Genomic DNA, 23,463 nt, shown 5'->3' on the forward strand with positions numbered 1-23,463 from the left:
ATTTCACGTGATCGTTACGTGACGAGTGCTCTCCGGGCATCCGATCGAAACGATTCGATATAGGCTGTCCGAGTGAATCCCGGAATCGACGGGCCGACGCAGTTGTCGTCGGCCCGTACTCGTCTTGCGCTGCTGGCCCTCGCCCTCGGGGGGTTCGGCATCGGCTCCACCGAGTTCGTCGCGATGGGGCTGCTGCCCAACATCGCGCACGACCTCCTGCCGCAGGTCTACGCGGCGTCGTCGACGGACGCGATCGCGCAGGCGGGATGGATCATCTCGGCCTACGCGCTCGGCGTGGTCGTCGGCGCCCCCACGATCGCCGCAGTCGCCGCACGGTTGCCGCGTAAGAAGCTGCTGCTGTGGCTGCTCGTCGCCTTCACCGTCGGCACGATCGCATCGGCGCTCGCGCCCACCTTCGGGCTGGTGCTGGTCGCGCGCTTCCTCTCCGCTCTGCCGCACGGCGCGTACTTCGGCATCGCATCCCTGGTCGCGGCCTCGCTCATGGGCCCGGGCAAGCGCGGGCAGGGTGTGGCCTTCGTGCTCTCGGGGCTCACCATCGCGAACGTCATCGGTGTGCCGTTCATCACCTGGGTGGGGCAGGCGACCGACTGGCGCATCGCGTATCTGGTCGTCGCCGCGATCTTCGCGCTCACCTTCGCCGCGGTCGCCTTCCTCGTTCCGTGGCAGGCCGGCGACCCCAAGGCGACCCTTCGCAACGAACTCCGCGCGTTCGGCCGGCTGCAGGTGTGGCTGGCGCTGCTCATCGGGGCCATCGGCTTCGGCGGGTTCTTCGCGGTCTACACGTACATCTCGCCGATGGCGACCACGGTCACCGGGCTGCCGGAGTCGGCGGTGCCGCTCGTGCTCGTCCTGATCGGCATCGGCATGACCGTCGGCAACATCCTGGGCGGGCGCATGGCCGACCGCAGTGTGGAGCGCAGCATGATGCTGTTCTTCGTCGTGCTGCTGGCGGGTCTCGCTGTGCTGTTCTTCACGGCGGCGACGCTGGCCGGACTCCTGATCTCGGTGTTCGTGATCGCGGGAGCGGCCTCGGCCCTCTCGCCCACCATCCAGACCCGGCTGATGGATGTGGCGCACGACAGCCAGTCCATCGCTGCGGCCCTCAACCACTCGGCGCTCAACATCGCGAACGCGATGGGCGCCTTCCTCGGCGGCCTCACCATCGCGGCCGGGTTCGGCTACGTCTCGCCGGTCGCCGTCGGCGCCGTGCTCGCCGTGGCGGGCATCGTGCTGGCGCTGGTGTCGTTCGGCATCGACCGCTCGCGCATCCACCGCGGTGTGGACACGGGGGTCGTGCACGCCCAGCGCCCGACGGTGCCGATCGACTGACGGACGCGCGGGGCGTCAGTCGTTCTGCAGCAGGATGCCGTCCTGGATGGCGCGCTTGCGCAGGGCGACCTTGGTGCCCACGTCGTAGCCGGCGACCCGGTACTTCTCGCGGATGCGCTTGAGGTAGCTCTTGGCGGTCTCGTCGGAGATGCCGAGCTGGAAGGCGACGGCCTTCACCGGCTCGCCGGCGCCGTAGAGCGCCATCACGCGGCGCTCCTGCGCGCTCAGCTTCGGAGCCCCGCCGATCTCGCCGGCGTTGAGCGCCAGGTCGAGCTCGGCCGAGATGAACGACTCGCCCTTGCTCGCCGCGCGGATGGCCTCCACGATCATCTCGGCGTCCTCGCTCTTCACCAGGTAGCCGAGCGCACCGGCCGCCAGGGCCTCGCGCACGACGGCCGGCTCCGAGTAGGTGCTCATCAGCACCGTGCGGACGCCGGTCGTCTTCAGCGTCGAGAGCTTCAGCGACACGGGGATGTTGTCCTTGAGGTCGAGGTCGAGCAGCACGACATCGACGGGGAACTCCGGGTGCGTGAGCAGATCGGGCCAGCTGGCCACGGCCGCGACCATGTTGATGTCGTCCGCGGCATTGCGGATCCACTCGGTCAGCGCACCGAGCAGCATCTTGTGATCGTCGACGATGGCGATACGGATGGGGGGAGCCTCGCTCACGAGCAGCCTCTCTTCGGTTCTGGTGCGGCCGTCAGGTCGGGTCGGCCGTGGTGTCGCTCACAGTGGTGATGTCGATGCGGAGCGTCGAGCCCGAGAACGACTCGACGAATCGACCCACTTTACGGATAGCTTGCCATGCCGCGGGGTCTACCCCGTTTCGCGGCACACCGGTACTCGCGATCGTGATGGCCATCGCGGTTCCGGCTGTCGGAGAGCCCGGAAGCGGGGCGACGGGGCGGGAGATGTCGAGCGAGAGGCTCCGCGGCTGGCCGGCACCGGTACGGACCGGATCGCTGATCAGCAGCCAGACCGCGGTCAGCAATCCGTCGCGCTGGTCGCGCTTCAGGCCGGCGGCCAGCCCCTCGGGATCGGTCAACGCGACGGTGGGCCCGAGCAGGGCGGACTCGGTCACTGCGTGGTACAGCCAGGTCTCCTTGCGACCCTGGATGAGGTGGAGGCGCAGCTCGGTCGCGATGCTCGCCGCGGCGTCCGCGGTCGCCTCGTCGAGCGGGAGCGGGGTGCGACCGGTCGCGACGCCGTCGAGCAGGCGCTCGGCGGCGAGGTCGAGGCGGGCGAGCTCCTCCGACGCCATCATGCCGACCGCGTAACCCGGTGACGACACCGTGCTCTGCACCTGGACGAGGTCCAGCTCCAGCTGCACGAGGGTGCGGAGCGACCGGATGATCTGCATGCTGATCAGGGGCGGCGCGATCGCGATCGCGATGGTCACGACGCCCGGGCCGAGCATGCGGATGTCGCCTCCCGAGCGCAGCACGAGCACGACCGCGAGCACCACGCCCAGGACCGCCGTGACGATCACGATGTCGCGGGGAGGCCGCACCGGGACGCAGAGCAGGAGGGCGGGGCCCACCGCGGCGGCGGCGGTCAGCGGCAGCCAGTCGGGCGACGACGTCCCCACGACGTCGAGCGCGACCGCGGCGGCCCAGATGATGAGCGCGGCGGCGAAGAGCCAGCCGGGCAGCTCCTCGGGCAGACGGAACCGGAGCACGAGCGCCGCCACGAGGGTGACGGCGATCAGGGCCCAGGCGGCGATGCCGAGGGGGAGCACGGGGTACACGCCGATGTTGAGCACGAAGAGCACGAGCAGGAACGCGATCAGTGCGAGCGCCGCCACGTTGAAGCCGAGATCGAGGCGGGCGCGTCCGAGGGCGTCGCGCTCCTCGTCGGCCGGGCGGGCGAGCGCGGGGCGCCGGATGGTCGCTTCGTCCGCACGTCTCATTTCGGCACCTCCAGCACCACGGTCGTCCCGCTGCCGGGGGAGGAGAAGAGGCGTGCGTTCCCGCCGACGTCGCGCAGCCGGGCGACGATCGACTCGGTGTAGCCGAGCCGGCCCTCCTCGATGCTGCCGACGTCGAAGCCCTTGCCCGCATCGGTGACCATTGCGCGCACCGTGGTCTCGTCGTCGGTGATGGTAACGTGGGCCTCGTTCACGCCGGAGTGGCGGCGGACGTTCTCGAGGCACTCGCCGAGCGCGAGGAGGAACGAGTCGAGCACGTCGCTCGGCAGCAGCACCTGGCCGGACCCGTGCCAGTTGACCTCGAGGCCCATGCGGCGGAAGCGCTGCTTGACCGATTCGAGGGTGTTGCCGAGGGTCGACTCCTCGACGGGCTTGAGCCGGTAGTCGCCGGAGCGGGTGGGGTCGGGCGTGAAGCCGAGGCGCAGCTGCCGCAGCAGCGCAGCGTCCTCGGCCGCCTGCTCGCGGAGCGCCCCGACCCCGACCCCGACACCGGAGTGGGCGAGGAGGGTGAGCGTCGCGAGCACGGTGTCGTGCAGCAGGCGCGCGCCCTGGCGGCGACGCGCCTCCGTCTCGCTCGCCTGACGCTCCACCCGGTAGGCGCGGCTCATCGTCGAGATGCGCTTCAGCGTGCGCGGCACGGTGCGCGCCAGCCACACCCCGGTCGCGGTCAGTGCGACCCATCCCGCGACGATGAGCAGCACCGGCTCGGCGAGTCGCGAGTGCGTCGCGATGAGCGTCGTGAACGTGGCGGCCAGAGTGACCACCGCGGCCGCGATCAGCACGAGCAGCCGGGCGCGGGAGGTGACCGAGAGCACCGACAGGCAGGCGATTCCCACCGCGCCGACGACACCGACCACGCTCAGCGCGGACGGGCCGAGCGGCTCCATCGGCAGGAGGTTGACGAGCACGATCGCGGAGCCCGCGACCACGATCACGCACATCCACAGCGTGGAGCGCAGCAGCGTCCCCAGCTGGAACTGGGCGTAGGCGAGGCACGCGAGCAACACGAGGGAAGCGAGGTAGAGCGGCAGCGGGAGCGTTCCCGGGATGCTCAGGCAGACGAGGGCGGTCGCGCTCGCGGTGAGCCCGACGGTGCGGGCGGTCGCTGCGAGGAGCCGATCACGCTCCTTCTGGATGCGCGACATCCTCCTCCGTTCCGCTCAGGCCGCGAACAGGCGCCGCAGGTGCTCGCTGACGGCGTCGTCTTCGATGAGGAACCCGTCGTGGCCGAAGTCCGAGCGGATCACCACAGGAACTCTACCGTCGATCGTGTCGGGCAGGTGGGAGGCGATGACCTCCTGTCCCTCGACCGGGAACAGGCGGTCGCTGTCGATCCCGAGCACGAGGGTGCGGGCGGTCACGCGGGAGAGCGCTGCGGCGACGCCCCCGCGGTCACGGCCGACGTCGTGCGAGTTCATCGCCTGGACGAGCGTGATGTAGCTGTTGGCGTCGAAGCGGCGCGTGAACTTGTTGCCGTGGAAGTCGAGGTACGACTCGACGGCGAACCGCCCGCCGCCGCCGAGCGGGCTGATCCCGCTCTGCCACGTGCGCTCGAACCGGGCGTTGAGCTCCGACGGGCTGCGGTAGTTGAGCAGCGCCATCCGCCGCGCGAGCGCGAGGCCCTGGTGCGGCCCGTCGCCGTCGCCGGCGTCGTAGTAGACGCCGCCGCGGTGGAGGGGGTCGGTGCGGACGGCCTCGATCTGCACCGAGTTGAGCGCGATCTGGTCGGCCGTGGAGAAGGGAGGCGCGGCGAGCACCGCGAGGCGCTCGACCCGCTCGGGGAACGACACCGCCCACTCGAGCGCCTGCATCCCGCCCATCGAACCGCCGACGACGGCCGCCCAGCGGTCGATGCCCAGCACGTCGGTGAAGGCCGCCTGCGCGTTCACCTGATCGCGGATGGTCGTGAACGGGAAGCGCGGTCCCCATTCGGCGCCGTCGGGCGCGATGGAGGCGGGACCGGTCGTCCCCTGGCAGCCGCCGAGCATGTTGGGCACGACGACGAACCAGCGGTCGGTGTCGATCGCCTTGCCGGGGCCGATGATCCCGGACCACCAGCCGGCGGTCGGCTGTCCCGGACCGGAGGAGCCGACCGCGTGGGCGTCGCCGGTGAGCGCGTGGAGGACGAGGACGGCGTTGTCGCCGGTGGGGGAGAGCTCGCCCCAGGTCTCGTAAGCGATTCGGACGTAGGGGAGCGACTCGCCGCTCTCGAACGAGAACGGCCCGATGCCCGCGAAGCGGCGGCCGGCGGGCGGGTCGGTCTCCTTCCACGCGCCGCTCGCCGGGGGCTTGCCGAGCAGCGAGCGTGCCTGGGCCTCCGTGATGAAACTCGACGGCGCCGTATCGGCGGATGTCTGCCACTCCATGGCCCCATTCTCCCGGAGTGGGACGAGCGTCGGCGCTCTGTTACGTCGCCACCGGTGCAGTAGGCTTCCTGGGACTTGGCTTTCAAATTGATGAGAGCTTCAACATGTGTTGCGGGGTGGGCGGATCATGATCGTCTTCTTGATCATCGGCGGGGTGGGGCTGGCGCTCCTCCTGATCTCGATGCTCTTCGGTGAGCTCCTGGACCTCCTGGACGGGGCACTCTCCGGCACCGGCCTGGGCGCCGGTCTCACGATCTTTGGCGCGTCCGGGCTTCTCGTGCTCGCCAACGACTGGCCCGTCGGCTTCGCGTACGTGATCGCCGCCGCGGCCGGACTCGTGACGCTCGTCGGGGTGCAGCTGCTCGTACGGCGCTTCCAGAGCAGCGAGGACGGCGCTCCGTCGAACCCCGCGGACCTTACCGGCGTCGCCCGCACGCGCGTCAGCCCGAACGGCGGCGAGGTCAGCCTCGACGGGCCGCACGAGCTGGAGTCGCGGCTCGCCTATTCCGACGACGAGATCCCCGCCGGGACCGTCATCCGCGTGGTCGAGACGCATGGCTCACGTGTGAAGGTCGTCCGCCTCGCATCCGCTTCCATCCCCGCATCCACCGACCCTGAGAAGGACTGAGACATGACCACTCCCTCCTCCATCGCCGGCATCATCGCGGTCGTCGGCATCATCGTCGCCGTCCTCGCGGTGTTCCTCTTCATCGCCAGCCGCATCCGGCGCGTGGCGCCCAACGAGGCGCTCGTCATCGTCGGCCGCGGCGCCGGCCGGCCGTCGGCTGCGGCAACCGTCTCGGGGGAGCACGAGGGCGGGCAGCGTGTCGTCATCGGCGGCCGCGTCTTCATCTGGCCGATCCTGCAGCAGGGATTCGCGATCTCGCTGGAGCAGCGACAGATCGGCATCGTGGTGGAGGGCGTCGACAGCAACTTCATCAAGCTCGCGATCCAGGCGAGCGTGAACTTCAAGGTCTCGGGCACCCCCGAGGGCGTTCGCCGCGCTGCCCAGCGCTTCCTGTCGCAGCAGAACTCGCTCACCGAGATCATCCAGCAGTCGCTGGAGGGCTCGCTCCGCTCGATCATCGGCAACATGCCGGTGAAGGACATCATCTCCAACCGCAACGCCCTTTCGGAGGCCGTGGTCGAGGCCACGAAGGTCGACCTGGCCGAACAGGGCCTCCAGGTCGACCTCCTGAACATCTCGGACATCTCCACCCCCGGGACGAACTACTTGGCGGACCTCGGTCGCGCGGAGGCCGCGCTGGCCAAGCAGAACGCCGAGATCCGTGAGGTCGAGACGGCCAGGGCGAGCGAGTTCGCGCGCATCGACGCGGCCGAGCAGATCGCCGAGCGCCAGAAGGCGCTGAGCCTCAAGCAGGCCAGCATCAAGGCCGAGACCGACCGCGCCAACGCCGAGGCCGAGGCCGCGGGTCAGCTCGCGCAGGCCGAGCAGGAGAAGCTCGTCGCCACCCAGGAGCGCGACGCGCTGGCCGAGAAGGCCAAGGTGGAGCAGGAGCGCCTGGACATCGAGGTGCGCAAGCCGGCCGAGGCCGACGCCTACGCGACCGTCCAGCGTGCCCAGGCCGAGCGCGACGCCACCAACGCCGCCACCGAGGCCGACGCCTACAAGCGCCGCACGATCGCCGAGGCCAACAAGGTCGCCGCCGTGCAGGACGCGCAGGCCGCCGCCGAGTCCGTGCGCCTGGCGGGAGACGCGGAGCGCGACCGGCAGATCGCGCTCGCCGCCGGTGTCCGCGCCGACGGCGAGGCGCGTGCCGCCGCGATCGAGGCCGAGGGTCTCGCCGAGGCCCGGGCCACGGATGCGAAGGCGGAGGCGCTGCGCAAGTTCGGCGAGGCCGGCCTCGCGTCGGAGATCATCGACCGCCTGCCCGAGATCACCCGCGCCGTCGCGGAGCCGCTCGCCAACATCGACAACCTCACCGTGATCAGCACCGACGGCGCATCCGCCGTCACGAAAACGGTCGGTCAGGTCGTCAGCGAGGTGCCCAAGGTCGTGAAAGACCTGACCGGGCTCGACCTGGGCTCGATCCTCGGCTCTCTCGCGGGCGGTGCGCTCGGTGCCAACGCGCTGAGCGCCGCAGCACCGGGAACCGCGACGCGGGTCGACCGCGGCGTCACCAAAGCGGCGACCGCGGGCGAGTAGCGGTTCTACCGAGCGAGGGGCGTCGGGGTCATTCGTCGCCCTTCGGCGTCTCCCGCGCGTCGTCCTCCCGGGGAAGGTCGAGGCGACGCCCCTCGTCGGACGGCGGCTGGTGCCGGAGGTGCTGCGTGTGCTCGTTGAGGTACGACACGATCGTCGCGCTCGCCGTGCCCACGATCGCGATGCCGCCGATCATCAGGACGACGGCCAGGATGCGGCCGGGCACCGTGACCGGGTAGTAGTCGCCGTACCCCACCGTCGCCATCGTCACGCACGCCCACCACACGGCGTCGCCGAACGAGTGGATGTTGGAGCCGGGAGCGTAGCGCTCGATCTGGTACTCGGTGAGAGCGATGACGTAGATGAACATCACGACGAACGTCGCCGCGATGATGAGGATGCGTCGCCGCAGGTGCGCCGCCGAGTTGCCGCGCAGCACCGGGATCCGCTGGAGCGAGCCCAGGAGCCGGAACGGCCGGGCGATCGGGAACAGCACGGAGAGCAGGTCGACGACGTTGGCGCGGACGAACCGCCATTTGTGGGCGGCCAGCGTGATCCGCACGACGTAGTCGACGAGGAAGAACGCCCAGACCACGATCAGCACCGTCACGACGACCGCGTGCACGGCGCTCGGCGGATCGGTCGCCAGGATGTTCACCGAGTAGGCGACGATGAAGACCACGCTCGCGCCGATCCCGGGCCACGCGGTGACCCGCTCCCAGCGTTCGCGCTTCGCGTCGTCGCCCACGGTCTCAGTCCTTGACCCGGAGCTGACCCTTGTGGAAGCGGTAGGGCGCCGCCTGCGCGACCGGCTTGACGACGATCAGGTCGAGGTCGACGTGCCGGGGGAGTTCCAGGGCGTGCACGATCGTCTCGGCGATGTCCTCCGCGGTCAGCGGCTCGGGCACGTCTTCGTAGACGGCGTCGCGCTTCTCCTGGTCGCCGCCGAAGCGGACCAGGGAGAACTCCTCGGTCGCGACCATGCCGGGGGCGACCTCCACCACCCGGATGGGCTCGCCGTTCAGCTCCAGCCGCAGCACCTCGGTCAGCGCGTGCTGGGCGAACTTCGCCGCGTTGTATCCGCCGCCGCCGACGTACGCCTGGTGGCCGGCGATGGAGGTCAGGTTCAGGATGTCGGCGTGCCCGGTCTGCGCCGCCCCCTCCCGGAGCAGAGGGAGCAGTGCGCTGATGACGCGCTTGGTGCCGAGGACGTTGATCTCGAACATCCACACCCAGTCGTCGACGCTCGACTCCTCGACGGAGGCGAGCCCGTGCGCGCCGCCGGCGTTGTTGACGAGGGCGTGGACGCCTCCCGTTGCCGCCAGGTGGTCGCGCAGCGCGTCGACGTCCTCCTGGCGGGTGAGGTCCGCGACGAAGACCTCGGCGCCGGTCTCGTCCGCGAGATCGCGCAGCCGGTCCTCGCGGCGGGCGACCCCGACCACGTCCCAGCCGCCCTCGCGGAAGAGACGCACCGTCGCCGCCCCGATGCCCGAACTCGCTCCCGTCACGACCACACGTCTGCTCATGGACCCTATTCTCACGGGTTACGGCGTGTTTCGGGTGCGTTGCCCGTGCGTGAGGCGCGCCTCTACCCTGGTCTGGAGGCGGTGGCAAAGCCGCTCGTCGATTTCCACCCGAAGGAGCTACGCCATGACCGACGCCGCCGACTGGCAGTTCGAGACCAAGCAGATCCACACCGGTGCTGCGCCCGACCCCGTGACGAACGCGCGCGCCACCCCGATCTACCAGACCACCTCCTACGTCTTCAACAACGCGGAGCACGCCAAGAACCTCTTCGCCCTGGCGGAGTTCGGCAACATCTACACCCGCATCCAGAACCCGACGCAGGCCGTCGTCGAGGAGCGCGTCGCCGCGCTCGAAGGGGGCACCGGCGCCCTCCTCGTCGCCTCCGGCCAGGCGGCCGAGACCTTCGCCGTGCTCAACATCGCGCAGGCCGGCGACCACATCGTCTCGTCGAGCTCGATCTACGGCGGCACGTACAACCTCTTCAAGTACACCCTCGCGAAGCTCGGCATCGAGACTACGTTCGTCGAGAACCAGGACGACGCCGACGAGTGGCGCCGCGCGGTCCGCCCGAACACCAAGCTCTTCTTCGCCGAGACGATCGGCAACCCGAAGATCAACATCCTCGACATCGCGCTCGTCGCCGACGTCGCGCACGAGGCCGGCGTTCCTCTGATCGTCGACAACACGATCGCGACCCCGTACCTCATCCGCCCGTTCGAGCACGGCGCCGACATCGTCGTCCACTCGGCCACCAAGTTCCTCGGCGGCCACGGCACCGTCATCGGCGGCATCGTCGTCGACGGCGGCAGCTTCGAGTGGTCGAAGAACGTCGACAAGTTCCCGGGCCTCACCGAGCCGGACCCGTCGTACCACGGCGCCAGCTACACCGCCGCGGTGGGCGACGGCCTCGCCTACATCATCAAGGCGCGCGTGCAGCTGCTCCGCGACCTCGGCTCGGCGATCGCCCCGGCCAGCGCCTGGCAGCTCATCCAGGGCATCGAGACCCTCTCGCTGCGCGTCGAGCGCCACGTGCAGAACGCGCAGGAGATCGCGGAGTTCCTCGAGAACCACCCCGACGTCGCCACGGTCAACTACTCCGGCCTGCCGACCAGCCCGTGGTACGCCGCCGCCAACAAGTACGCCCCGAAGGGCGTCGGCGCGGTGCTCTCGTTCGAGCTCAAGGGCGGCGTGGACGCGGGCCGTGCGCTCGTCGACAACCTGGCACTGTTCAGCCACCTCGCCAACATCGGCGACGTGCGCAGCCTCGTCATCCACCCGGCGTCGACCACGCACTCCCAGCTGACCCCGGAGCAGCAGCTCACCGCGGGCGTCACCCCGGGCCTGGTGCGCCTCTCGGTCGGCCTCGAGAACATCGACGACCTGAAGGCGGACCTGTCGGCCGGCCTCGCCGCCGCCCGCTCGGTCGCCGAGGCCGCGCGCGCGTAGCCTCCCGCACCATCACGCGACGAGCCGTCGCGGGATCCGGAAGCTCCGGAACCCGCGGCGGCTCGTCCGCGTTCAGGCGGTGGGCTCCTCCGCGTCGGCGAACGCCAGCTTGGGCACGAAGAACAGGAGGACGGCGGCGACCAGGGCGCCGAGTCCGCAGATGGTCCAGACGAGCATGTAGCCGAAGAGGCTCGCGGCCGTCGCTGTGACCGTGGCCGCGCCGGCGAGGAGCACGACGCCGAACACGGCGGAGGCGAACGAGCCTCCGATGGTCTTCGTGGTGTTGGTCATGGCCGTGGCCACGCCGGTCTGGCCTCGTGGAGCCGCCGCGGCTGCCGCTGCGGGCAGCGCTCCGACCAGCGCGCCGGAGCCGATGCCCGCGATCGCCATGTTGGTGAACACCTGCCACGTCTCCAGGTGGAACGGCAGGAAGAGGAGGTAGCCGATGGCGACCAGGAACGAGGCGGCGATGAGCGTCACACGCGGGGTCAGCCACGACGACACCAGCGGAAAGAGCACGGCGCCGACGATCATCGAGATCAGATAGGCGCCGATCAGGAGGCTGCGCTGCCCCGCCGAGAGGCCGAGCCCGTAGCCGTTCACCGGGTCGGTTCCGGCGTAGGTGCTGAGCGGCGCCTGGGCCCCGAGGAGGCTGATGCCGACAAGTCCCGCAGTGAGTTGGATGGGCCACATGTTCGGGCGCCGCAGCACCCGCAGGTCGATCGCCGGGTCGGACTGCTTCAATTCCCATTTGCCGAACGGGACGAAGGCCAGGATGCCGGCGGCGATGAGGACCCACACCCACCAGGTGCCGACGCCGTTGATCCGCAGGAAGGTGAGCCCCGAGGTGATGAGCAGCAGTCCGAGGGTGAGCAGCAGGAAGCCGACGCCGTCGAGTTTCCGGTCGGGTGTCGGCTCCGACTCCGGGACACCGAACAGGATGGCGAAGAAGACGAGGGTCACGGCGATCGCCGGGATCATCAGCGTGATCGTGAGGTTCTGCCCGACGGCCTCGAAGAGCAGCCCGGCGCCGATCGCGCCGAGGATCGCGCCGAGCTCCAGCGCGACGACCAGCAGGCCGGCGGCGCGACGGGTCTGTGACGCGCCTGTGCCGGTGCGGCGGCCGCGGTCGAAGATCAGCGCGACCTCCAGCGGCAGCCAGACCACGTAGAAGCCCTGCAGGGCGAACGCGATGAGGAACATCGTGAAGTTGCCCGAGAACGCCAGCGCCCACGTCGCCAGCGCAGTGATGACCGTCGCGATGAGCAGGATGCGCTTGTGCCCGAACATGTCGCCGAGCTTCGCCAGGGGCGGCACGACCAGCGCGGAGAGCAGCAGCTGGGCGGCCTCGAACCAGTTGTAATCGGCGTCGTGGATGCCCAGGTGCTTGACCGTGTCCGAGATCAGGGGCACGTAGTAGCCCTGCAGGATTCCGCTCGTGAGCTCGACGACGGCGAGCCATCCGATCAGGCCGGCGGTGACGCCGATCGCGACAGCGGCCCGGCGGGGAGCGACGGTCTTCTCTGAGGTCATGCTGGATGCTAGCACCGGTCGGAGGCGGGTAACGTAGGGGGGTGGCCAGCGAACTCGACGACTCAGGTACAGGTGTTCTCGCAGAGACGGAACGGGAAGTGCTGGGCTGGTTGGAGTTCGGCGACGCCGCTCGCCATCTCGCGGGGGAGGTCCTCGAGTCCGGCTTCGAGCCCGACATGGTCATCGCGATCGCGCGCGGCGGCCTCCTGCTCGCCGGAGCCATCTCGTACGCCCTCGGCATCAAGGCCTGCGGCGCACTGAACGTCGAGTTCTACACGGGCGTCGACGAACGCCTCCCCGAGCCGGTGGTGCTGCCGCCCATGCTGGACTCGTCCGCTCTGAACGCGAAGCGCGTGCTCCTCGTCGACGACGTGTCCGACTCCGGCCGCACGCTGGCCATGGTCGTCGACCTGATCGCCGCCTCGGGCGCCGACGTGCGCACCGTCTGCCTCTACTCCAAGCCGCGCACCGTCCTCGAACCGGACTTCGTCTGGCGCCGCACGGACCGCTGGATCACCTTCCCCTGGTCGGCCCTGCCGCCGGTCACCGCGGCGCACTGACCGCACCCGTGGCGAAGTCGCTCGCCGAGCTGGCCGCGGACGGCTCGATGGACCCGGGATGGGCGCACGCCCTCGAGCCCGTCGCCGACCGCATCGCCGCGATGGGGGAGTTCCTGCGCACCGAGGTGGCGGCCGGCCGCCCCTACCTCCCGGCCGGGCCGGACGTTCTCCGCGCCTTCCGCGCCCCGCTCGCGGACGTGCGCGTGCTCATCGTCGGCCAGGATCCGTACCCGACGCCCGGTCATCCCATCGGGCTGTCGTTCGCCGTGGAGCGGCACGTGCGGCCGGTGCCGCGCAGCCTCCAGAACATCTACCGCGAGCTGCGCGACGACCTCGATATCACCCCTCCCGTCCACGGCGATCTCAGCGCGTGGGCGGACAACGGCGTGATGCTGCTCAACAGAGTGCTGACCGTGCGGCCCGGCGCCCCCGCCTCGCACCGCGGTGCCGGCTGGGAGGCGGTCACCGAGCACGCGATCCGCAGCCTCGTCGCGCGCGACCAGCCCTTCGTCTCCATCTTGTGGGGGAGGGACGCCTCCACGCTGAAGCCGCTGCTCGGCGACAACCCGGCGATCGAGTCGCCGCACCCGAGCCCGCTCTCGGCGTCCCGCGGGTTCTTCGGCTCCCGTCCGTTCTCGCGGGCGAACGCCCTGCTCGCGGAGCGCGGCCTCGCGCCGGTGGACTGGACGCTCGAACCGTAACGCGCACGCAACGTGAGCGACGTAGGCTTGTCCCCGTGCTGGAAGAGGAATACGAGACGCGCCGTCAGCTGCCGCGTCATCTGCGCAAGCCGGCGGAGGCCGAGCCGGCGTTCGAGTACGTCCTGCGCGAGGCGCGGCCGGAGGATCTGCCGCACATCCGCGAGATCTACAACCACTACGTCGCGAACAGCACGGTGACCTTCGACGAGGACGCCATGACCCTCCGCGAGTGGCGCAGCAAGTACGCGTACCTCCACAAGCTCGGGATGCCGTTCATCGTGGCAGAGTCGCCCAGCGGCCAGATCCTCGGCTATGCCCTCGTCTCCCCCTGGAAGCAGAAGCGCGCCTACCGGTTCACCGTCGAGAACTCCATCTATCTGGGCGCCGCGTCCACCGGCAAGGGCCTGGGCCCGGTGCTGATGCAGGAGCTCATCGACCGGTCGAAGGCCGCCGGGCTCAAGGAGATGATCGCCGTCATCGCCGACAAGGGCGCGGAAGCGTCGATCAAGATGCACGAGAACTTCGGCTTCGAGGAGATCGGCCGGATGGGCCGCGTCGGCTACAAGTTCGACCGCTGGCTCGGCACGGTCCTGCTGCAGAAGTCGCTCAAATGACAGCGGGTTCCGGGCGCGTCGCCTCCGCATGATGCGGCACGCGCAGGTCTAGGCTCGCGCTGTGAGCACAGTGACTTCCGGCACCGGCCAGGTCGCACCCGCCGCCCCAGCGACGCCCGCGAACCTCCCGCTGCGCAAGCGGCCGATCGACATCTTCTTCCTGGTGATCTTCTCGTTGTTCGTGATCACCTGCATCATCAGCGACGCCATCCCGACGCTCGGCATCCCGCAGACCGCCACGACGACGAACATCCTGGCCCAGTGGAACTACACGTACTCGTCGCAGTACGACCCGCTCTACCAGGCGGAGCCGCTGTGGCTGCGGTTCATCACGGGCACGAGCGCGTTCGTCTACCTGCCGTTCTACGTGCTGCTGATCGTCTGCCTCGTGAAGGGGTTCAACTGGATCCAGCTCTTCGCGGTGATCTACGCCACGATGATCATCAGCCTCACGGCGATCCCGATCTTCGGCGTCGAGTTCTTCGGCCCGGTGGGGGAGCGCACGCCGCACCCGATCATCTTCCTGCTGTATAACGGGCCCTACGTGCTCGTCCCGCTCCTGCTGCTCATCCGGATGCGGAAGCCGCTGCCCTTCACGAGGAGGTTCTGAGATGCCCCTGCTGGAAGACCTGACCGTCTACGAGGACGGCGACGAGTACACGGTCTACGACCACACCCAGCTGGAGGACGACGAACTCGGCCGCGGCCGCCTCCTCGGCACGATCACGGTCGCGGCGGACGGCACCTACGAACCGTCCGGTATCGGGGCGGTCTTCGAGTACATCCCGCCGGCGAGCACCATCGACGAGGCGCTGGAGGCGTTCGTCGGCTCGGCCTGACGCGTCAGGCGGAGTGCTTGCCGCCCAGTTCGAGCAGCCCGACGCCGCCGATGACGAGGACCAGCCCGGCGACCTGCACCCAGGTCAGCGGCTCCTTGAAGAACACCCACGAGATCAGGGCGATCGCGGCGACGCCGACGGCCGACCAGATCGCGTAGGCGATGGCCAGTGGCACCCCGCGCGAGAGCGACTGGGAGAGGGCGACGAACGACGCGACGTAGCCGACGACGACGATCACGAACGCCCACCACTTCGGGTTCTCGCCCGAGGTGAACTTCAGGAACGTCGTGGCGACGATCTCGGTGGCGATCGCGATCCCGAGGAAGATGTATCCCAGCACGAGCACACGTTACCGATCGGGGAGGAATCAGGAATGGACGACACGGCACGGGTCAGGCAGCTGCGGATCGTGGTCGAGGCGCGGGACTACGACGCGGCGCTGGCGTTCTTCCGCGACGCGCTCGGCCTCCCGGAGCAGGAGGCGTACGCGGGGGACGGCGGAGCACAGGTGACGATCCTCGACGCGGGACGCGCGACGCTCGAGCTCGCCAACCCCGCGCAGAAGGCGATGATCGACCAGGTGGAGGTCGGGCGACCGGTCGCGCCGCACATCCGGCTCGCCTTCGAGGTCGGGGACGGACGGGCCGTGACCGCGCGCCTCGTGGACGCCGGCGCCGAGCTGATCGCGCCGCCCACGGTCACGCCCTGGAACTCGCTCAACTCGCGCCTGTCGGCTCCGGCCGGCCTCCAGCTGACCGTCTTCCAGGAGCTGGGGGAGGAGCCCGCCGCCGAAGGCTAGGAACGGGCTATGAACTCACTACGCATGCGGTGAAGAGCCCGTCCGGGCGGCCGATCCGTTCGTAGGGTGGAGGCACGACATCGTCGGACGGCATTCGCCGGCCGAGTGAGGCCGATGAACAATCGTGGCCCGGGCATCCCGCTGTGCGAGGAGGGATGCCCGGGCCACGTCCACGCCGGATCAGCTCTTCGGCGTCGCCCTGCTGAGCACCACGTGACCCGCCAGGGCGGCGAGCACGGTGGGGACGAGCAGCCACGCGGCGAGGCCGAGCGGACCGGCGGAGGCGAACCACTCGCCGACGGCCGGCCAGCTGTCCGTGAGCGTCACCAGGGCGATCGCGCCGACGAGGAGCAGCACGAGCACCGCGCCGGCCGCGAGGATGCCGTTCATCCGCCAGCGCATGAAGAGCGTGGCCGAGAAGGCCCCGACGGCGAAGAAGAACAGCATCCCGCAGAGGACGATGAAGAAGCGTCCGAGGAAGCTCTGGTCGGCGAAGTACACCGAGGTGTAGAGGTGGCCGCCGAGCCCCCACCCGTTGGTCCACTCCTCGATCGCCGACAGGATCGCGAATCCCAGGGCGTAGCCGATGGACAGGATCAGGAAGGTGAGCCCGGAGCCGAGCGAGAAGTCCCGGCGGGTGGTGCCGTACCCGAGGGCGAACGGGAAGGTCGCCGAGATCACCTGGATGCCGATCACCAGCATGTAGACGAAGACGTAGAACGCTCCGCCGCTCCACTGGGTGCCCTCCAGTGCCTTCGCGCGGTCGGGGCCGGCGCTCGCCGCCCAGATGATCCACCAGATGAGCCAGTTCACCAGCCAGATGAACCCCATGATCACGATGGGCAGCCAGATGACGGTCCATTTGTTGACGAGGTTCAGCCGGACGATGCGCCAGACCCGGTGCTGGCGTGCTTCGGAGGTCGGGAGCGCCAGGGCTCCCGGATCGATCGCGGTCATGCGCTCTGCTCGAATTCTGTCTCTCGGACGTTGGTCTTGCGGACGATGAGCTGCTGGAGGGAGACCGGGGCGAGTTCCAGCCCGGCGGAACCGGCGGCGGCGCGATCGGCGCTGCTCAGGCCGGAGACGGTGACGGAGGCGAGGCCGCCGATCCCGTCGCGATGCAGCACCTCGTGCGACGCGACGAACGCGTCGACGGCACTGCGGGGGCCGACCACGGTGGTGGCGGAGCTGCGGAGCTCCTCGGCATCCTGATCCATCAGGATGCGGCCCTGGTCGATGACGATCACGTGCTCGAGGAGGTTCGCCACCTCGTCGATCAGGTGCGTCGAGAGGACGACGGTGCGGGGATGCTCGGCGAAGTCTTCGAGCAGGCGGTCGTAGAAGATCTGTCGCGCCACGGCGTCGAGCCCGAGGTACGGCTCGTCGAAGAAGGTCAGCGGCGCCCGGGAGGCGAGGCCGACGATCACGCCGACGGCCGAGAGCTGGCCACGGGACAGCTTCTTGATGCGGCGGTTCACGGGGAGGCGGAAGTCCTCGATGAGGCGCTCGGCGAACTCGGCGTCCCAGTGCTCGAAGAACCACGGTGCGCTGCGGAAGACGTGCTTGGGCTGGAAGTCCTCGGGATAGCGCTGGCTCTCCTTGATGAAGCAGAGGTGGGAGAGCACGCGCGCGTTCTCGGCGGGGTTCTCGCCGAAGACGCGGATGTCGCCGGAGCTCGGGAAGTCCTGGCCGGTGATCAGCTGCATGAGCGTGGTCTTGCCGGCGCCGTTGCGCCCGAGGAGGCCGTGGATGCGGCCGGGCTGGATGGTGACGGAGACGTCGTCGATCGCGGTGAACGACCCGAATCTCTTGGTCACTCCCGAGACCTGCACGGCCGGGACGGGGGCGGCGCTCATGCGCTCACTCCTTCCGTTGGATCATCTGGGCGAGCTGGGAGGGGTCGATGCCGAGCTTGGCGGCCTCGGCGAGGAGGGGGCGGAGGTATTCGTCGCGGAACGCTTCGCGCCGCTTGGCGACGAGCTGCTCCCGAGCCCCCGTGGAGACGAACATTCCGATGCCTCGTTTCTTGTAGAGGACCCCCTCGTCGACGAGGAGGTTGACGCCTTTGCCGGCTGTGGCCGGGTTGATGCGATAGAAGGCGGCGAACTCGTTCGTGGACGGCACCTGCGTCTCGGCGGGGTAGACCCCGTCGATGATGTCGTCCTCGATCTGCTCGGCGATCTGAACGAAGATCGGCTTGCCCTCTTCGATCATCCGAACCTCTTTGGTTCATTACTCATGTAACTAACCAACCAGGCCTGCCCGGCTTTGTCAAGAGCGGGATAGCCTGGCGCCATGGCGGAACTCCACGAGCTCACCGCGCTCGCGCTCTGGCAGGAGCTGCAGAGCGGACGCGTCTCACCCCGCGAGCTGACCTCGCACTACCTCGATCGCATCGAGCGGCTGAATCCGGAACTCGGCGCGTTCGTCACGGTCACCCGCGACGCCGCACTGGCGCGAGCGGAGGAGGTGGCGGAGCGGGTGCCGAAGACGGCGCCGCTCTGGGGGCTGCCTTCCGGAGACAAGGACCTCTGGCGGCGAGCCGGCGTGCCCGCCGGATTCGGCTCCCGCGCCTTCGCCGGCTACGTGCCCGATACCAGCGACGAGATCGTCGAGACACTCGACGCTGCGGGAGCCGTCAGTCTCGGCAAGACCAACGCGCCCGAGTTCGGGCTCCCGGCGTACACGGAGTCGCTCGCCGCCCCTCCCGCGCGCAACCCGTGGGACCCCTCGCTCGGTGCCGGCGGGTCGAGCGGCGGCGCGGCCGTCGCGGTGGCGAGCGGGATGCTGCCGTTCGCGCCGGGTTCGGACGGCGGCGGATCGATCCGTATTCCCGCAGCGGCATGCGGTCTCGTCGGGCTCAAGCCCACGCGTGGTCTCGTCCCCGCCGGCAGTGGGATCGCCTCCCTCGGCGGCCTGGTCGTCGACGGTCCGCTGGCGCGCACCACCGCCGACGCCGCACTCCTCCTCGACGGGATGATCGCCAAGGTCGGCGACCGCATCGACCACCACTACACGCTCCGGGCGCCGTACGACGACGACGGCCCCTTCCTCGGCACCGCCGTCCGCGGCGAGGGCCGCTTCCAGCTCGGCGTGATGACGACCTCCGCTTGGGACGACGCCTACGAGATCGCCATCGCCCCCGAAGCCCGCGCCGCCCTCGACGCCGCGGTCGATGCCTTCACGGCGATGGGTCACGGGATGGAGGAGACCGCGCTGCGGCCCGACGCGACGTACGCGCCCGCGTTCCGCACGATCTGGCAGGCGGGAGCGGCGGGCGTTCCGCTCGAGGGCGAGGCGCTCGACCTCCTGGAGCCGCTCACCTCCTGGCTCGTCCGCCGCGGTCGCGAGCTCGGCGCGCGTGAGCTCGGCGAGGCCCTGTCGGCGCTGACGGCCTACGAGCGCTCGTTCATCGCTCAGCTGTCGTCGTTCGACGCCGTGCTCACTCCGGCCCTGGCGATGACCCCGCGACCCGTCGGCTGGTACGACGCCGAGGACGGCGAGCACAACTTCGCCCAGCAGGTGCAGTACACACCGTTCACCTCGATGGTGAATGTCACGGGCCTCCCCGCGATCGTGCTGCCCGTCGCGCAGACCGAGAGCGGCCTCCCGATGGGTGTGCAGCTCATCGGGCGCCCCGGAGGCGAGCGCACGCTGCTCTCCCTGGCCGCGCAGCTGGAGCGGACGGTGCGCTGGACGGACCGCCGGCCTCCGCGCTGGTAGCGACGACCGGCCGCGCCGCAGGAGTCAGTCGAGCGTCCGGCGCAGCGCGGCGGGAGCCCGGTTGCGCCAGGCGTCGGTGACGAGCTCGCGCAGGAGCGCCGGTTCGATGGTCGCGAACGCGACCCGCGCCGAGGAGAGACGCCCGGCGAACCAGCGCTCCGAGCAGTGCTCGGGCCACGCCGCCGCTGCTTCGCGGATGCCGGCCTCGCCGAGCATCAGGTTAATCGTCGACGACTCCGCGTCGAGCATGGTCGCGAACCGGGTGCCGCGCACGCGGAACGCCGGAAGGCCGCCGTGCTCGTACTCGTCGACCTCCGGGAGGCCGAGGGCGAGTGCGCGCACGGCGGCGGCGTCCATGGGATCAGTTGACCGGTCCGGTGTACTTCTCGCCCGGGCCCTTGCCGATCTCGTCGGGGATGGGGGAGGCCTCGCGGAAGGCCAGCTGGAGGGACCGCAGTCCGTCGCGCAGGCTGCGCGCGTGCTGGTCGCCCAGGTGCGCCGCGCTCGCGGTGACGAGGCCGGCGAGGGCGTCGATCAGCTTGCGCGCCTCGTCGAGATCGGTCTGCGCGTCCGGGTCGTCGGCGAGCCCGCATTTGACCGCGGCGGCGCTCATCAGGTGCACCGCCGTGGTGGTGATGACCTCGACGGCGGGCACGTCGGCGATGTCGCGCGTGGCCTCCGAGAGGGCCTCGTCGTGGTGCTGGGGGTCGGCCTCCTGGTAGGAGAAGGAGGGGGATGTGTCGCTCACTGCATTCCTCTGTTAGAATCGTTCGGGCTCCGGGACTTCTGTCCCGGTACGAAAGTGGAGATTCCTCCCACCCGCGCTTGACCGCTTACAGGTTACCGGGTTGTTGCACTCCGCCGATGCGCTCCGGCGCGGAGGTAGACAGGGTGCTGTACCAAGCACTGCGATTTCGATCGCAGGGCTGTGCTGGTGCGTGGAACCTCCTCTTTCGCCGGATCGTCGCCCGATGATCCGCGGCTGTGAAGCATCGCTCGATCAGAGGAGACAAACATCAGCGATCCCCGTACGAATGACCGTATCCGCGTCCCCGAAGTTCGACTCGTCGGCCCCAGCGGAGAGCAGGTCGGTGTCGTCAAGATCGAGGTCGCCATCCGGCTCGCTCAGGAGGCAGACCTCGACCTCGTCGAGGTTGCGCCGAACTCGAAGCCGCCGGTCGCGAAGATCATGGACTACGGCAAGTTCAAGTACGAGGCTGCGCAGAAGGCCAAGGAGGCCCGGCGCAACCAGGCGAACACCATCCTCAAAGAGGTGCGTTTCCGCCTCAAGATCGACAAGCACGACTACGAGACCAAGCGCAAGCGCGCCGAAGGCTTCCTGAAGGCCGGCGACAAGGTCAAGGCCATGATCCTCTTCCGCGGTCGCGAGCAGTCGCGCCCGGAGCAGGGCGTCCGCCTCCTGCAGCGCTTCGCCGAGGACGTCGCCGAGCTGGGCCAGGTCGAGTCGAACCCGACCATCGACGGCCGCAACATGGTGATGATCATCAGCCCCCTGAAGAACAAGTCCGAGGCCAAGGCCGAGGCCAACGCACAACGTGCCGCATCGAAGGCTCGCGCCCAGGGGCGCGACACCGATGAGGTTGCTGACGCAGACGACGCTGCGCAGTCCGACGAGAGTTCGCCCGCCCAGGCGACCAACGAGGAGAAGTAATGCCCAAGCAGAAGACCCACTCCGGCGCCAAGAAGCGCTTCAAGATCACCGGCACCGGCAAGGTCATGAAGCAGCAGGCCGGCATGCGCCACAACCTTGAGGTCAAGTCCAGCGACCGCAAGCGTCGCCTGAACGCCGACCAGGTCGTGCCCGAGGTGGACGCGAAGGTCGTCCGCCGGATGCTCGGCAAGTAACCCCACCCGTACGTTTTAAGGAAGTTTGACTAATGGCAAGAGTGAAGAGGGCTGTCAACGCCCACAAGAAGCGTCGGGTCATCCTCGAGCGCGCCGAGGGCTACCGCGGGCAGCGGTCGCGCCTCTACCGCAAGGCCAAGGAGCAGGTCACCCACTCGCTCGTCTACTCGTACCGTGACCGCCGCCAGCGCAAGGGCGACTTCCGTCGTCTCTGGATCCAGCGCATCAACGCCGCGAGCCGTGCCAACGGCCTCACCTACAACCGTCTGATCCAGGGCCTCGGCCTGGCGGGCGTCGAGGTGGACCGTCGCATCCTCGCCGAGCTGGCCGTCACCGAGCCCGCGACCTTCGCGGCCCTCGTCGAGACCGCCAAGAAGGCCCTCCCGGCCGACACCTCGGCTCCGAAGGCCGCCGCGTAAGCAGCTGCACCACCACGAACGGCCCGGTCGACTCACGTCGACCGGGCCGTTCTGCGTGGCGGGTGTCAAGCAAATCCGGAGATGTTCGGCTTGGGCAAGCACATCACCGTTCGAACGGTGAACTGAGCGGCGTGCCGTTTGTGGTGTCCGGAGTTGCGAGCCGACACCGGCAACTCCGGACGACTCCGCGGAAGCTCGGGATGGCGCGCCAGTTATTTCGCCGGAACTCCGGACGATCGGGAGGACACGCCGCTCAGAGGGCCGGAACTCCGGCGTTCCTGAGCAGTAGCCGCCAGATCTCCGGAATTGCGGGGCGCCGGGATCAGTCGTCGCCGCCGTGACCACCGTGACCGGGCTCGGCGCCGTGGTCGCCGTGGTCGTCTCCGACGTCGTGGGTCGCGGGGTCGTCTGCGCCGTGGTCGTCTCCGACGTCGTGGGTCGCGGGGTCGTCGGTGCCGTGGTCGTCGCCCACGTCGTGCGTGGCGGGGTCGTCGGCTCCGTGGTCGTCGACCGCCGGCCCGGGCGCGGGCACCGTGGCGGGTGTGGGGCGGGGCGCCGACGGGGAGGGCGTCGCGGCGGGCACGCGGACGTTGTCCTCGATCACGCTGGGCGGATCGTCGGCACCGCCGCGTCCGGTCGTGGCGGCCAGCGCTCCCGCCGTCCCCGCGCTCAGCGCGAGTGCGACGGCACCCGCGATCACCACTGCTCTGGTTCCGGTCCTCATGGCTCCTGCCTCCTTCGGCTCTTCCCCTAGACACGAGACGCGGCGCGAAAGGGTTCGATCCGCCTCCCGGGCCCGGCGTGGAGCTGCCCCTAAGCTGGTCGCATGCTTGACAACCCGCGCTCTCCGCGCGTCCGATCCGTTGCGAAGCTGGCGAAGCGGAACGCCCGGTCAGAGACCGGTCTCTTCCTGCTCGAAGGGCCGCAGGCCGTCGCGGAGGCGCTCGCCTTCCGACCCGAACTCGTGGTCGAGCTCTACGCCACCCCCACGGCGCTCGAACGCTACACGGACATCGCGCAGACCGCCGTCGAGGCGGGTGTCGACGTCGAGTTCGTGACCGAGCAGGTGCTCGAGACGATGGCCGACACGGTGACGCCACAGGGCTTCGTCGCGGTCTGCCGGCAGTTCCCGACCTCCGTGAAGGACATCTTCGCCGACGGCCCGAAGCTCGTCGCCGTGCTGGAGGAGGTCCGCGACCCGGGCAACGCCGGCACGATCATCCGGGCCGCGGACTCGGCCGGTGCCGACGCGGTGGTGCTCACCGGCCGCACGGTCGACCTCTACAACCCGAAGGTGGTCCGCTCGACCACCGGCTCGCTCTTCCACGTGCCCGTCGCCGTCGGCGCGGACCTCGCCGACGTGATCGGTCGCGCACGCTCGGCCGGGCTCACCGTGCTCGCGGCGGACATCAAGGGGGAGGACCTCCTCGCCGCACGCACGGACGGCCTCCTGTCCCGTCCCACCGCCTGGGTCTTCGGCAACGAGGCCCACGGTCTCGACGACGACCAGTTGGAGCTCGTGGACCGCACCGTCACGGTCCCGATCTACGGCAAGGCCGAATCGATGAACCTCGCCACGGCGGCCTCCGTCTGCCTCTACGAATCGGCGTTCGCACAGCGGTCCTGACC

29 protein-coding genes are annotated in these 23,463 nt (G+C 69.7%); 15 read left to right on the plus strand and 14 right to left on the minus strand.

Going from position 1 to position 23,463, the window contains the following annotated elements:
* Positions 1-72: 72 nt before the first annotated feature.
* Entirely contained in the window at positions 73-1,350 is a 1,278-nt protein-coding gene (locus FHX33_RS01335) for an MFS transporter (RefSeq protein WP_039923658.1), read from the plus strand.
* Positions 1,351-1,365: 15 nt separating this feature from the next.
* Here FHX33_RS01335 and FHX33_RS01340 read toward each other — a convergent pair whose 3' ends face one another.
* From FHX33_RS01340 to metX, 4 genes are read right to left on the minus strand one after another with little or no spacing between them, the layout of a single operon-like run.
* A complete protein-coding gene (locus FHX33_RS01340) occupies positions 1,366-2,019 on the minus strand; it encodes a response regulator (protein ID WP_021764938.1) in 654 nt (217 codons plus the stop codon).
* 31 nt (positions 2,020-2,050) lie between these two features.
* Positions 2,051-3,259 (minus strand): hypothetical protein, encoded by a 1,209-nt coding sequence (locus tag FHX33_RS01345; RefSeq protein ID WP_021764937.1) that lies wholly within the window; start codon positions 3,257-3,259, stop codon positions 2,051-2,053.
* Entirely contained in the window at positions 3,256-4,422 is a 1,167-nt protein-coding gene (locus FHX33_RS01350) for a sensor histidine kinase (RefSeq protein ID WP_021764936.1), read from the minus strand. Before FHX33_RS01350 ends, FHX33_RS01345 begins: the two co-directional genes overlap by 4 nt.
* A gap of 15 nt (positions 4,423-4,437) precedes the next feature.
* A complete protein-coding gene (gene metX, locus FHX33_RS01355) occupies positions 4,438-5,643 on the minus strand; it encodes a homoserine O-acetyltransferase MetX (protein WP_021764935.1) in 1,206 nt (401 codons plus the stop codon).
* Positions 5,644-5,770: 127 nt separating this feature from the next.
* On the opposite strand from metX, the gene FHX33_RS01360 reads away from it, so the two are divergent.
* On the plus strand, positions 5,771-6,271 hold the full coding sequence (locus tag FHX33_RS01360; RefSeq protein WP_021764934.1) for an NfeD family protein: 501 nt from the start codon (positions 5,771-5,773) through the stop codon (positions 6,269-6,271).
* Between the two features lie 3 nt (positions 6,272-6,274).
* The gene (locus FHX33_RS01365; RefSeq protein ID WP_183428074.1) at positions 6,275-7,810 is read left to right on the plus strand and encodes a flotillin family protein; all 1,536 of its coding nucleotides are present in this window, start codon (positions 6,275-6,277) and stop codon (positions 7,808-7,810) included.
* A gap of 28 nt (positions 7,811-7,838) precedes the next feature.
* Here FHX33_RS01365 and FHX33_RS22040 read toward each other — a convergent pair whose 3' ends face one another.
* Together FHX33_RS22040 and FHX33_RS01375 are read right to left on the minus strand one after the other, a co-directional pair.
* Positions 7,839-8,555 (minus strand): potassium channel family protein, encoded by a 717-nt coding sequence (locus FHX33_RS22040; RefSeq protein ID WP_021764360.1) that lies wholly within the window; start codon positions 8,553-8,555, stop codon positions 7,839-7,841.
* Between the two features lie 4 nt (positions 8,556-8,559).
* Positions 8,560-9,333 (minus strand): SDR family oxidoreductase, encoded by a 774-nt coding sequence (locus tag FHX33_RS01375; RefSeq protein WP_021764361.1) that lies wholly within the window; start codon positions 9,331-9,333, stop codon positions 8,560-8,562.
* A 124-nt stretch (positions 9,334-9,457) separates the two neighbouring features.
* Here FHX33_RS01375 and FHX33_RS01380 point away from each other — a divergent pair, with 124 nt between their 5' ends.
* Positions 9,458-10,780, plus strand: a complete 1,323-nt coding sequence (locus FHX33_RS01380; protein WP_021764362.1) for a bifunctional o-acetylhomoserine/o-acetylserine sulfhydrylase — start codon at positions 9,458-9,460, stop codon at positions 10,778-10,780.
* A 72-nt stretch (positions 10,781-10,852) separates the two neighbouring features.
* Here FHX33_RS01380 and FHX33_RS01385 read toward each other — a convergent pair whose 3' ends face one another.
* Positions 10,853-12,313 (minus strand): MFS transporter, encoded by a 1,461-nt coding sequence (locus FHX33_RS01385; RefSeq protein ID WP_021760837.1) that lies wholly within the window; start codon positions 12,311-12,313, stop codon positions 10,853-10,855.
* A 41-nt stretch (positions 12,314-12,354) separates the two neighbouring features.
* On the opposite strand from FHX33_RS01385, the gene FHX33_RS01390 reads away from it, so the two are divergent.
* The 5 genes from FHX33_RS01390 (at position 12,355) to FHX33_RS01410 (ending at position 15,027) form a co-directional block, all read left to right on the plus strand.
* Positions 12,355-12,873, plus strand: coding sequence for a phosphoribosyltransferase (locus FHX33_RS01390; protein WP_039921572.1), 519 nt, complete (start codon positions 12,355-12,357; stop codon positions 12,871-12,873).
* Between the two features lie 8 nt (positions 12,874-12,881).
* Complete coding sequence (locus tag FHX33_RS01395) at positions 12,882-13,574, plus strand: uracil-DNA glycosylase (RefSeq protein WP_021760833.1); 693 nt, start codon at positions 12,882-12,884, stop codon at positions 13,572-13,574.
* Between the two features lie 35 nt (positions 13,575-13,609).
* Positions 13,610-14,188: a GNAT family N-acetyltransferase gene (locus FHX33_RS01400; RefSeq protein ID WP_021760831.1), complete on the plus strand. Its 579-nt coding sequence runs from the start codon at positions 13,610-13,612 to the stop codon at positions 14,186-14,188.
* Positions 14,189-14,249: 61 nt separating this feature from the next.
* Complete coding sequence (locus FHX33_RS01405; protein ID WP_039921570.1) at positions 14,250-14,798, plus strand: DUF2781 domain-containing protein; 549 nt, start codon at positions 14,250-14,252, stop codon at positions 14,796-14,798.
* 1 nt (position 14,799) lies between these two features.
* A complete protein-coding gene (locus FHX33_RS01410) occupies positions 14,800-15,027 on the plus strand; it encodes a hypothetical protein (RefSeq protein ID WP_021760827.1) in 228 nt (75 codons plus the stop codon).
* Between the two features lie 4 nt (positions 15,028-15,031).
* On the opposite strand, the gene FHX33_RS01415 is transcribed toward FHX33_RS01410, so the two are convergent.
* Positions 15,032-15,367, minus strand: a complete 336-nt coding sequence (locus FHX33_RS01415; RefSeq protein ID WP_081703912.1) for a DMT family transporter — start codon at positions 15,365-15,367, stop codon at positions 15,032-15,034.
* A gap of 33 nt (positions 15,368-15,400) precedes the next feature.
* Here FHX33_RS01415 and FHX33_RS01420 point away from each other — a divergent pair, with 33 nt between their 5' ends.
* Entirely contained in the window at positions 15,401-15,826 is a 426-nt protein-coding gene (locus FHX33_RS01420; RefSeq protein ID WP_021760823.1) for a VOC family protein, read from the plus strand.
* Positions 15,827-16,006: 180 nt separating this feature from the next.
* On the opposite strand, the gene FHX33_RS01425 is transcribed toward FHX33_RS01420, so the two are convergent.
* From FHX33_RS01425 to FHX33_RS01435, 3 genes are read right to left on the minus strand one after another with little or no spacing between them, the layout of a single operon-like run.
* Positions 16,007-16,783, minus strand: coding sequence for a hypothetical protein (locus FHX33_RS01425; protein WP_021760821.1), 777 nt, complete (start codon positions 16,781-16,783; stop codon positions 16,007-16,009).
* Positions 16,780-17,682, minus strand: coding sequence for an ABC transporter ATP-binding protein (locus FHX33_RS01430; RefSeq protein WP_021760819.1), 903 nt, complete (start codon positions 17,680-17,682; stop codon positions 16,780-16,782). The genes FHX33_RS01425 and FHX33_RS01430 overlap by 4 nt, the downstream gene beginning before the upstream one ends.
* Positions 17,683-17,686: 4 nt before the next feature.
* Positions 17,687-18,040, minus strand: coding sequence for a GntR family transcriptional regulator (locus tag FHX33_RS01435; RefSeq protein ID WP_021760817.1), 354 nt, complete (start codon positions 18,038-18,040; stop codon positions 17,687-17,689).
* 81 nt (positions 18,041-18,121) lie between these two features.
* On the opposite strand from FHX33_RS01435, the gene FHX33_RS01440 reads away from it, so the two are divergent.
* Positions 18,122-19,549 carry an amidase gene (locus tag FHX33_RS01440; RefSeq protein ID WP_183428075.1) on the plus strand — a complete coding sequence of 476 codons (1,428 nt, stop codon included), beginning with the start codon at positions 18,122-18,124 and terminating at the stop codon, positions 19,547-19,549.
* Between the two features lie 24 nt (positions 19,550-19,573).
* On the opposite strand, the gene FHX33_RS01445 is transcribed toward FHX33_RS01440, so the two are convergent.
* Positions 19,574-19,906 carry an MmcQ/YjbR family DNA-binding protein gene (locus tag FHX33_RS01445; RefSeq protein ID WP_021765185.1) on the minus strand — a complete coding sequence of 111 codons (333 nt, stop codon included), beginning with the start codon at positions 19,904-19,906 and terminating at the stop codon, positions 19,574-19,576.
* A gap of 4 nt (positions 19,907-19,910) precedes the next feature.
* Positions 19,911-20,297, minus strand: coding sequence for a DUF1844 domain-containing protein (locus tag FHX33_RS01450; protein WP_021765186.1), 387 nt, complete (start codon positions 20,295-20,297; stop codon positions 19,911-19,913).
* 267 nt (positions 20,298-20,564) lie between these two features.
* On the opposite strand from FHX33_RS01450, the gene infC reads away from it, so the two are divergent.
* Genes infC through rplT form a run of 3 tightly spaced genes read left to right on the plus strand, consistent with a single transcriptional unit; the run spans position 20,565 to position 21,834 of the window.
* Positions 20,565-21,221 carry a translation initiation factor IF-3 gene (gene infC, locus FHX33_RS01455; RefSeq protein WP_081704095.1) on the plus strand — a complete coding sequence of 219 codons (657 nt, stop codon included), beginning with the start codon at positions 20,565-20,567 and terminating at the stop codon, positions 21,219-21,221.
* On the plus strand, positions 21,221-21,415 hold the full coding sequence (gene rpmI, locus FHX33_RS01460) for a 50S ribosomal protein L35 (RefSeq protein WP_021765188.1): 195 nt from the start codon (positions 21,221-21,223) through the stop codon (positions 21,413-21,415). Before infC ends, rpmI begins: the two co-directional genes overlap by 1 nt.
* Positions 21,416-21,447: 32 nt before the next feature.
* Positions 21,448-21,834, plus strand: a complete 387-nt coding sequence (gene rplT, locus FHX33_RS01465) for a 50S ribosomal protein L20 (protein WP_021765189.1) — start codon at positions 21,448-21,450, stop codon at positions 21,832-21,834.
* Between the two features lie 322 nt (positions 21,835-22,156).
* Here rplT and FHX33_RS01470 read toward each other — a convergent pair whose 3' ends face one another.
* Complete coding sequence (locus FHX33_RS01470) at positions 22,157-22,558, minus strand: hypothetical protein (RefSeq protein WP_183428076.1); 402 nt, start codon at positions 22,556-22,558, stop codon at positions 22,157-22,159.
* 102 nt (positions 22,559-22,660) lie between these two features.
* On the opposite strand from FHX33_RS01470, the gene FHX33_RS01475 reads away from it, so the two are divergent.
* Positions 22,661-23,461 (plus strand): TrmH family RNA methyltransferase, encoded by an 801-nt coding sequence (locus tag FHX33_RS01475; RefSeq protein ID WP_021764867.1) that lies wholly within the window; start codon positions 22,661-22,663, stop codon positions 23,459-23,461.
* Positions 23,462-23,463 lie beyond the last annotated feature (2 nt).

This window comes from Leifsonia aquatica (assembly GCF_014190775.1).
Taxonomy (GTDB): Bacteria; Actinomycetota; Actinomycetes; order Actinomycetales; family Microbacteriaceae; genus Leifsonia; species Leifsonia aquatica.

What these genes read in the sequence shown, in the direction of transcription:
- FHX33_RS01380 (WP_021764362.1), top strand. Translation starts at nt 9,458, where the DNA reads ATGACCGACGCCGCCGACTGGCAGTTCGAGACCAAGCAGATCCACACC.
- FHX33_RS01375 (WP_021764361.1), bottom strand. Translation starts at nt 9,333, where the DNA reads ATGAGCAGACGTGTGGTCGTGACGGGAGCGAGTTCGGGCATCGGGGCG.
- FHX33_RS01430 (WP_021760819.1), bottom strand. Translation starts at nt 17,682, where the DNA reads ATGAGCGCCGCCCCCGTCCCGGCCGTGCAGGTCTCGGGAGTGACCAAG.
- FHX33_RS01410 (WP_021760827.1), top strand. Translation starts at nt 14,800, where the DNA reads ATGCCCCTGCTGGAAGACCTGACCGTCTACGAGGACGGCGACGAGTAC.
- FHX33_RS01475 (WP_021764867.1), top strand. Translation starts at nt 22,661, where the DNA reads ATGCTTGACAACCCGCGCTCTCCGCGCGTCCGATCCGTTGCGAAGCTG.
- FHX33_RS01440 (WP_183428075.1), top strand. Translation starts at nt 18,122, where the DNA reads ATGGCGGAACTCCACGAGCTCACCGCGCTCGCGCTCTGGCAGGAGCTG.
- FHX33_RS01445 (WP_021765185.1), bottom strand. Translation starts at nt 19,906, where the DNA reads ATGGACGCCGCCGCCGTGCGCGCACTCGCCCTCGGCCTCCCGGAGGTC.
- FHX33_RS01350 (WP_021764936.1), bottom strand. Translation starts at nt 4,422, where the DNA reads ATGTCGCGCATCCAGAAGGAGCGTGATCGGCTCCTCGCAGCGACCGCC.
- rplT (WP_021765189.1), top strand. Translation starts at nt 21,448, where the DNA reads ATGGCAAGAGTGAAGAGGGCTGTCAACGCCCACAAGAAGCGTCGGGTC.
- metX (WP_021764935.1), bottom strand. Translation starts at nt 5,643, where the DNA reads ATGGAGTGGCAGACATCCGCCGATACGGCGCCGTCGAGTTTCATCACG.
- FHX33_RS01420 (WP_021760823.1), top strand. Translation starts at nt 15,401, where the DNA reads ATGGACGACACGGCACGGGTCAGGCAGCTGCGGATCGTGGTCGAGGCG.
- FHX33_RS01365 (WP_183428074.1), top strand. Translation starts at nt 6,275, where the DNA reads ATGACCACTCCCTCCTCCATCGCCGGCATCATCGCGGTCGTCGGCATC.
- FHX33_RS01470 (WP_183428076.1), bottom strand. Translation starts at nt 22,558, where the DNA reads ATGAGGACCGGAACCAGAGCAGTGGTGATCGCGGGTGCCGTCGCACTC.
- FHX33_RS01345 (WP_021764937.1), bottom strand. Translation starts at nt 3,259, where the DNA reads ATGAGACGTGCGGACGAAGCGACCATCCGGCGCCCCGCGCTCGCCCGC.
- FHX33_RS01360 (WP_021764934.1), top strand. Translation starts at nt 5,771, where the DNA reads ATGATCGTCTTCTTGATCATCGGCGGGGTGGGGCTGGCGCTCCTCCTG.
- FHX33_RS01435 (WP_021760817.1), bottom strand. Translation starts at nt 18,040, where the DNA reads ATGATCGAAGAGGGCAAGCCGATCTTCGTTCAGATCGCCGAGCAGATC.
- rpmI (WP_021765188.1), top strand. Translation starts at nt 21,221, where the DNA reads ATGCCCAAGCAGAAGACCCACTCCGGCGCCAAGAAGCGCTTCAAGATC.
- FHX33_RS01425 (WP_021760821.1), bottom strand. Translation starts at nt 16,783, where the DNA reads ATGACCGCGATCGATCCGGGAGCCCTGGCGCTCCCGACCTCCGAAGCA.
- FHX33_RS01385 (WP_021760837.1), bottom strand. Translation starts at nt 12,313, where the DNA reads ATGACCTCAGAGAAGACCGTCGCTCCCCGCCGGGCCGCTGTCGCGATC.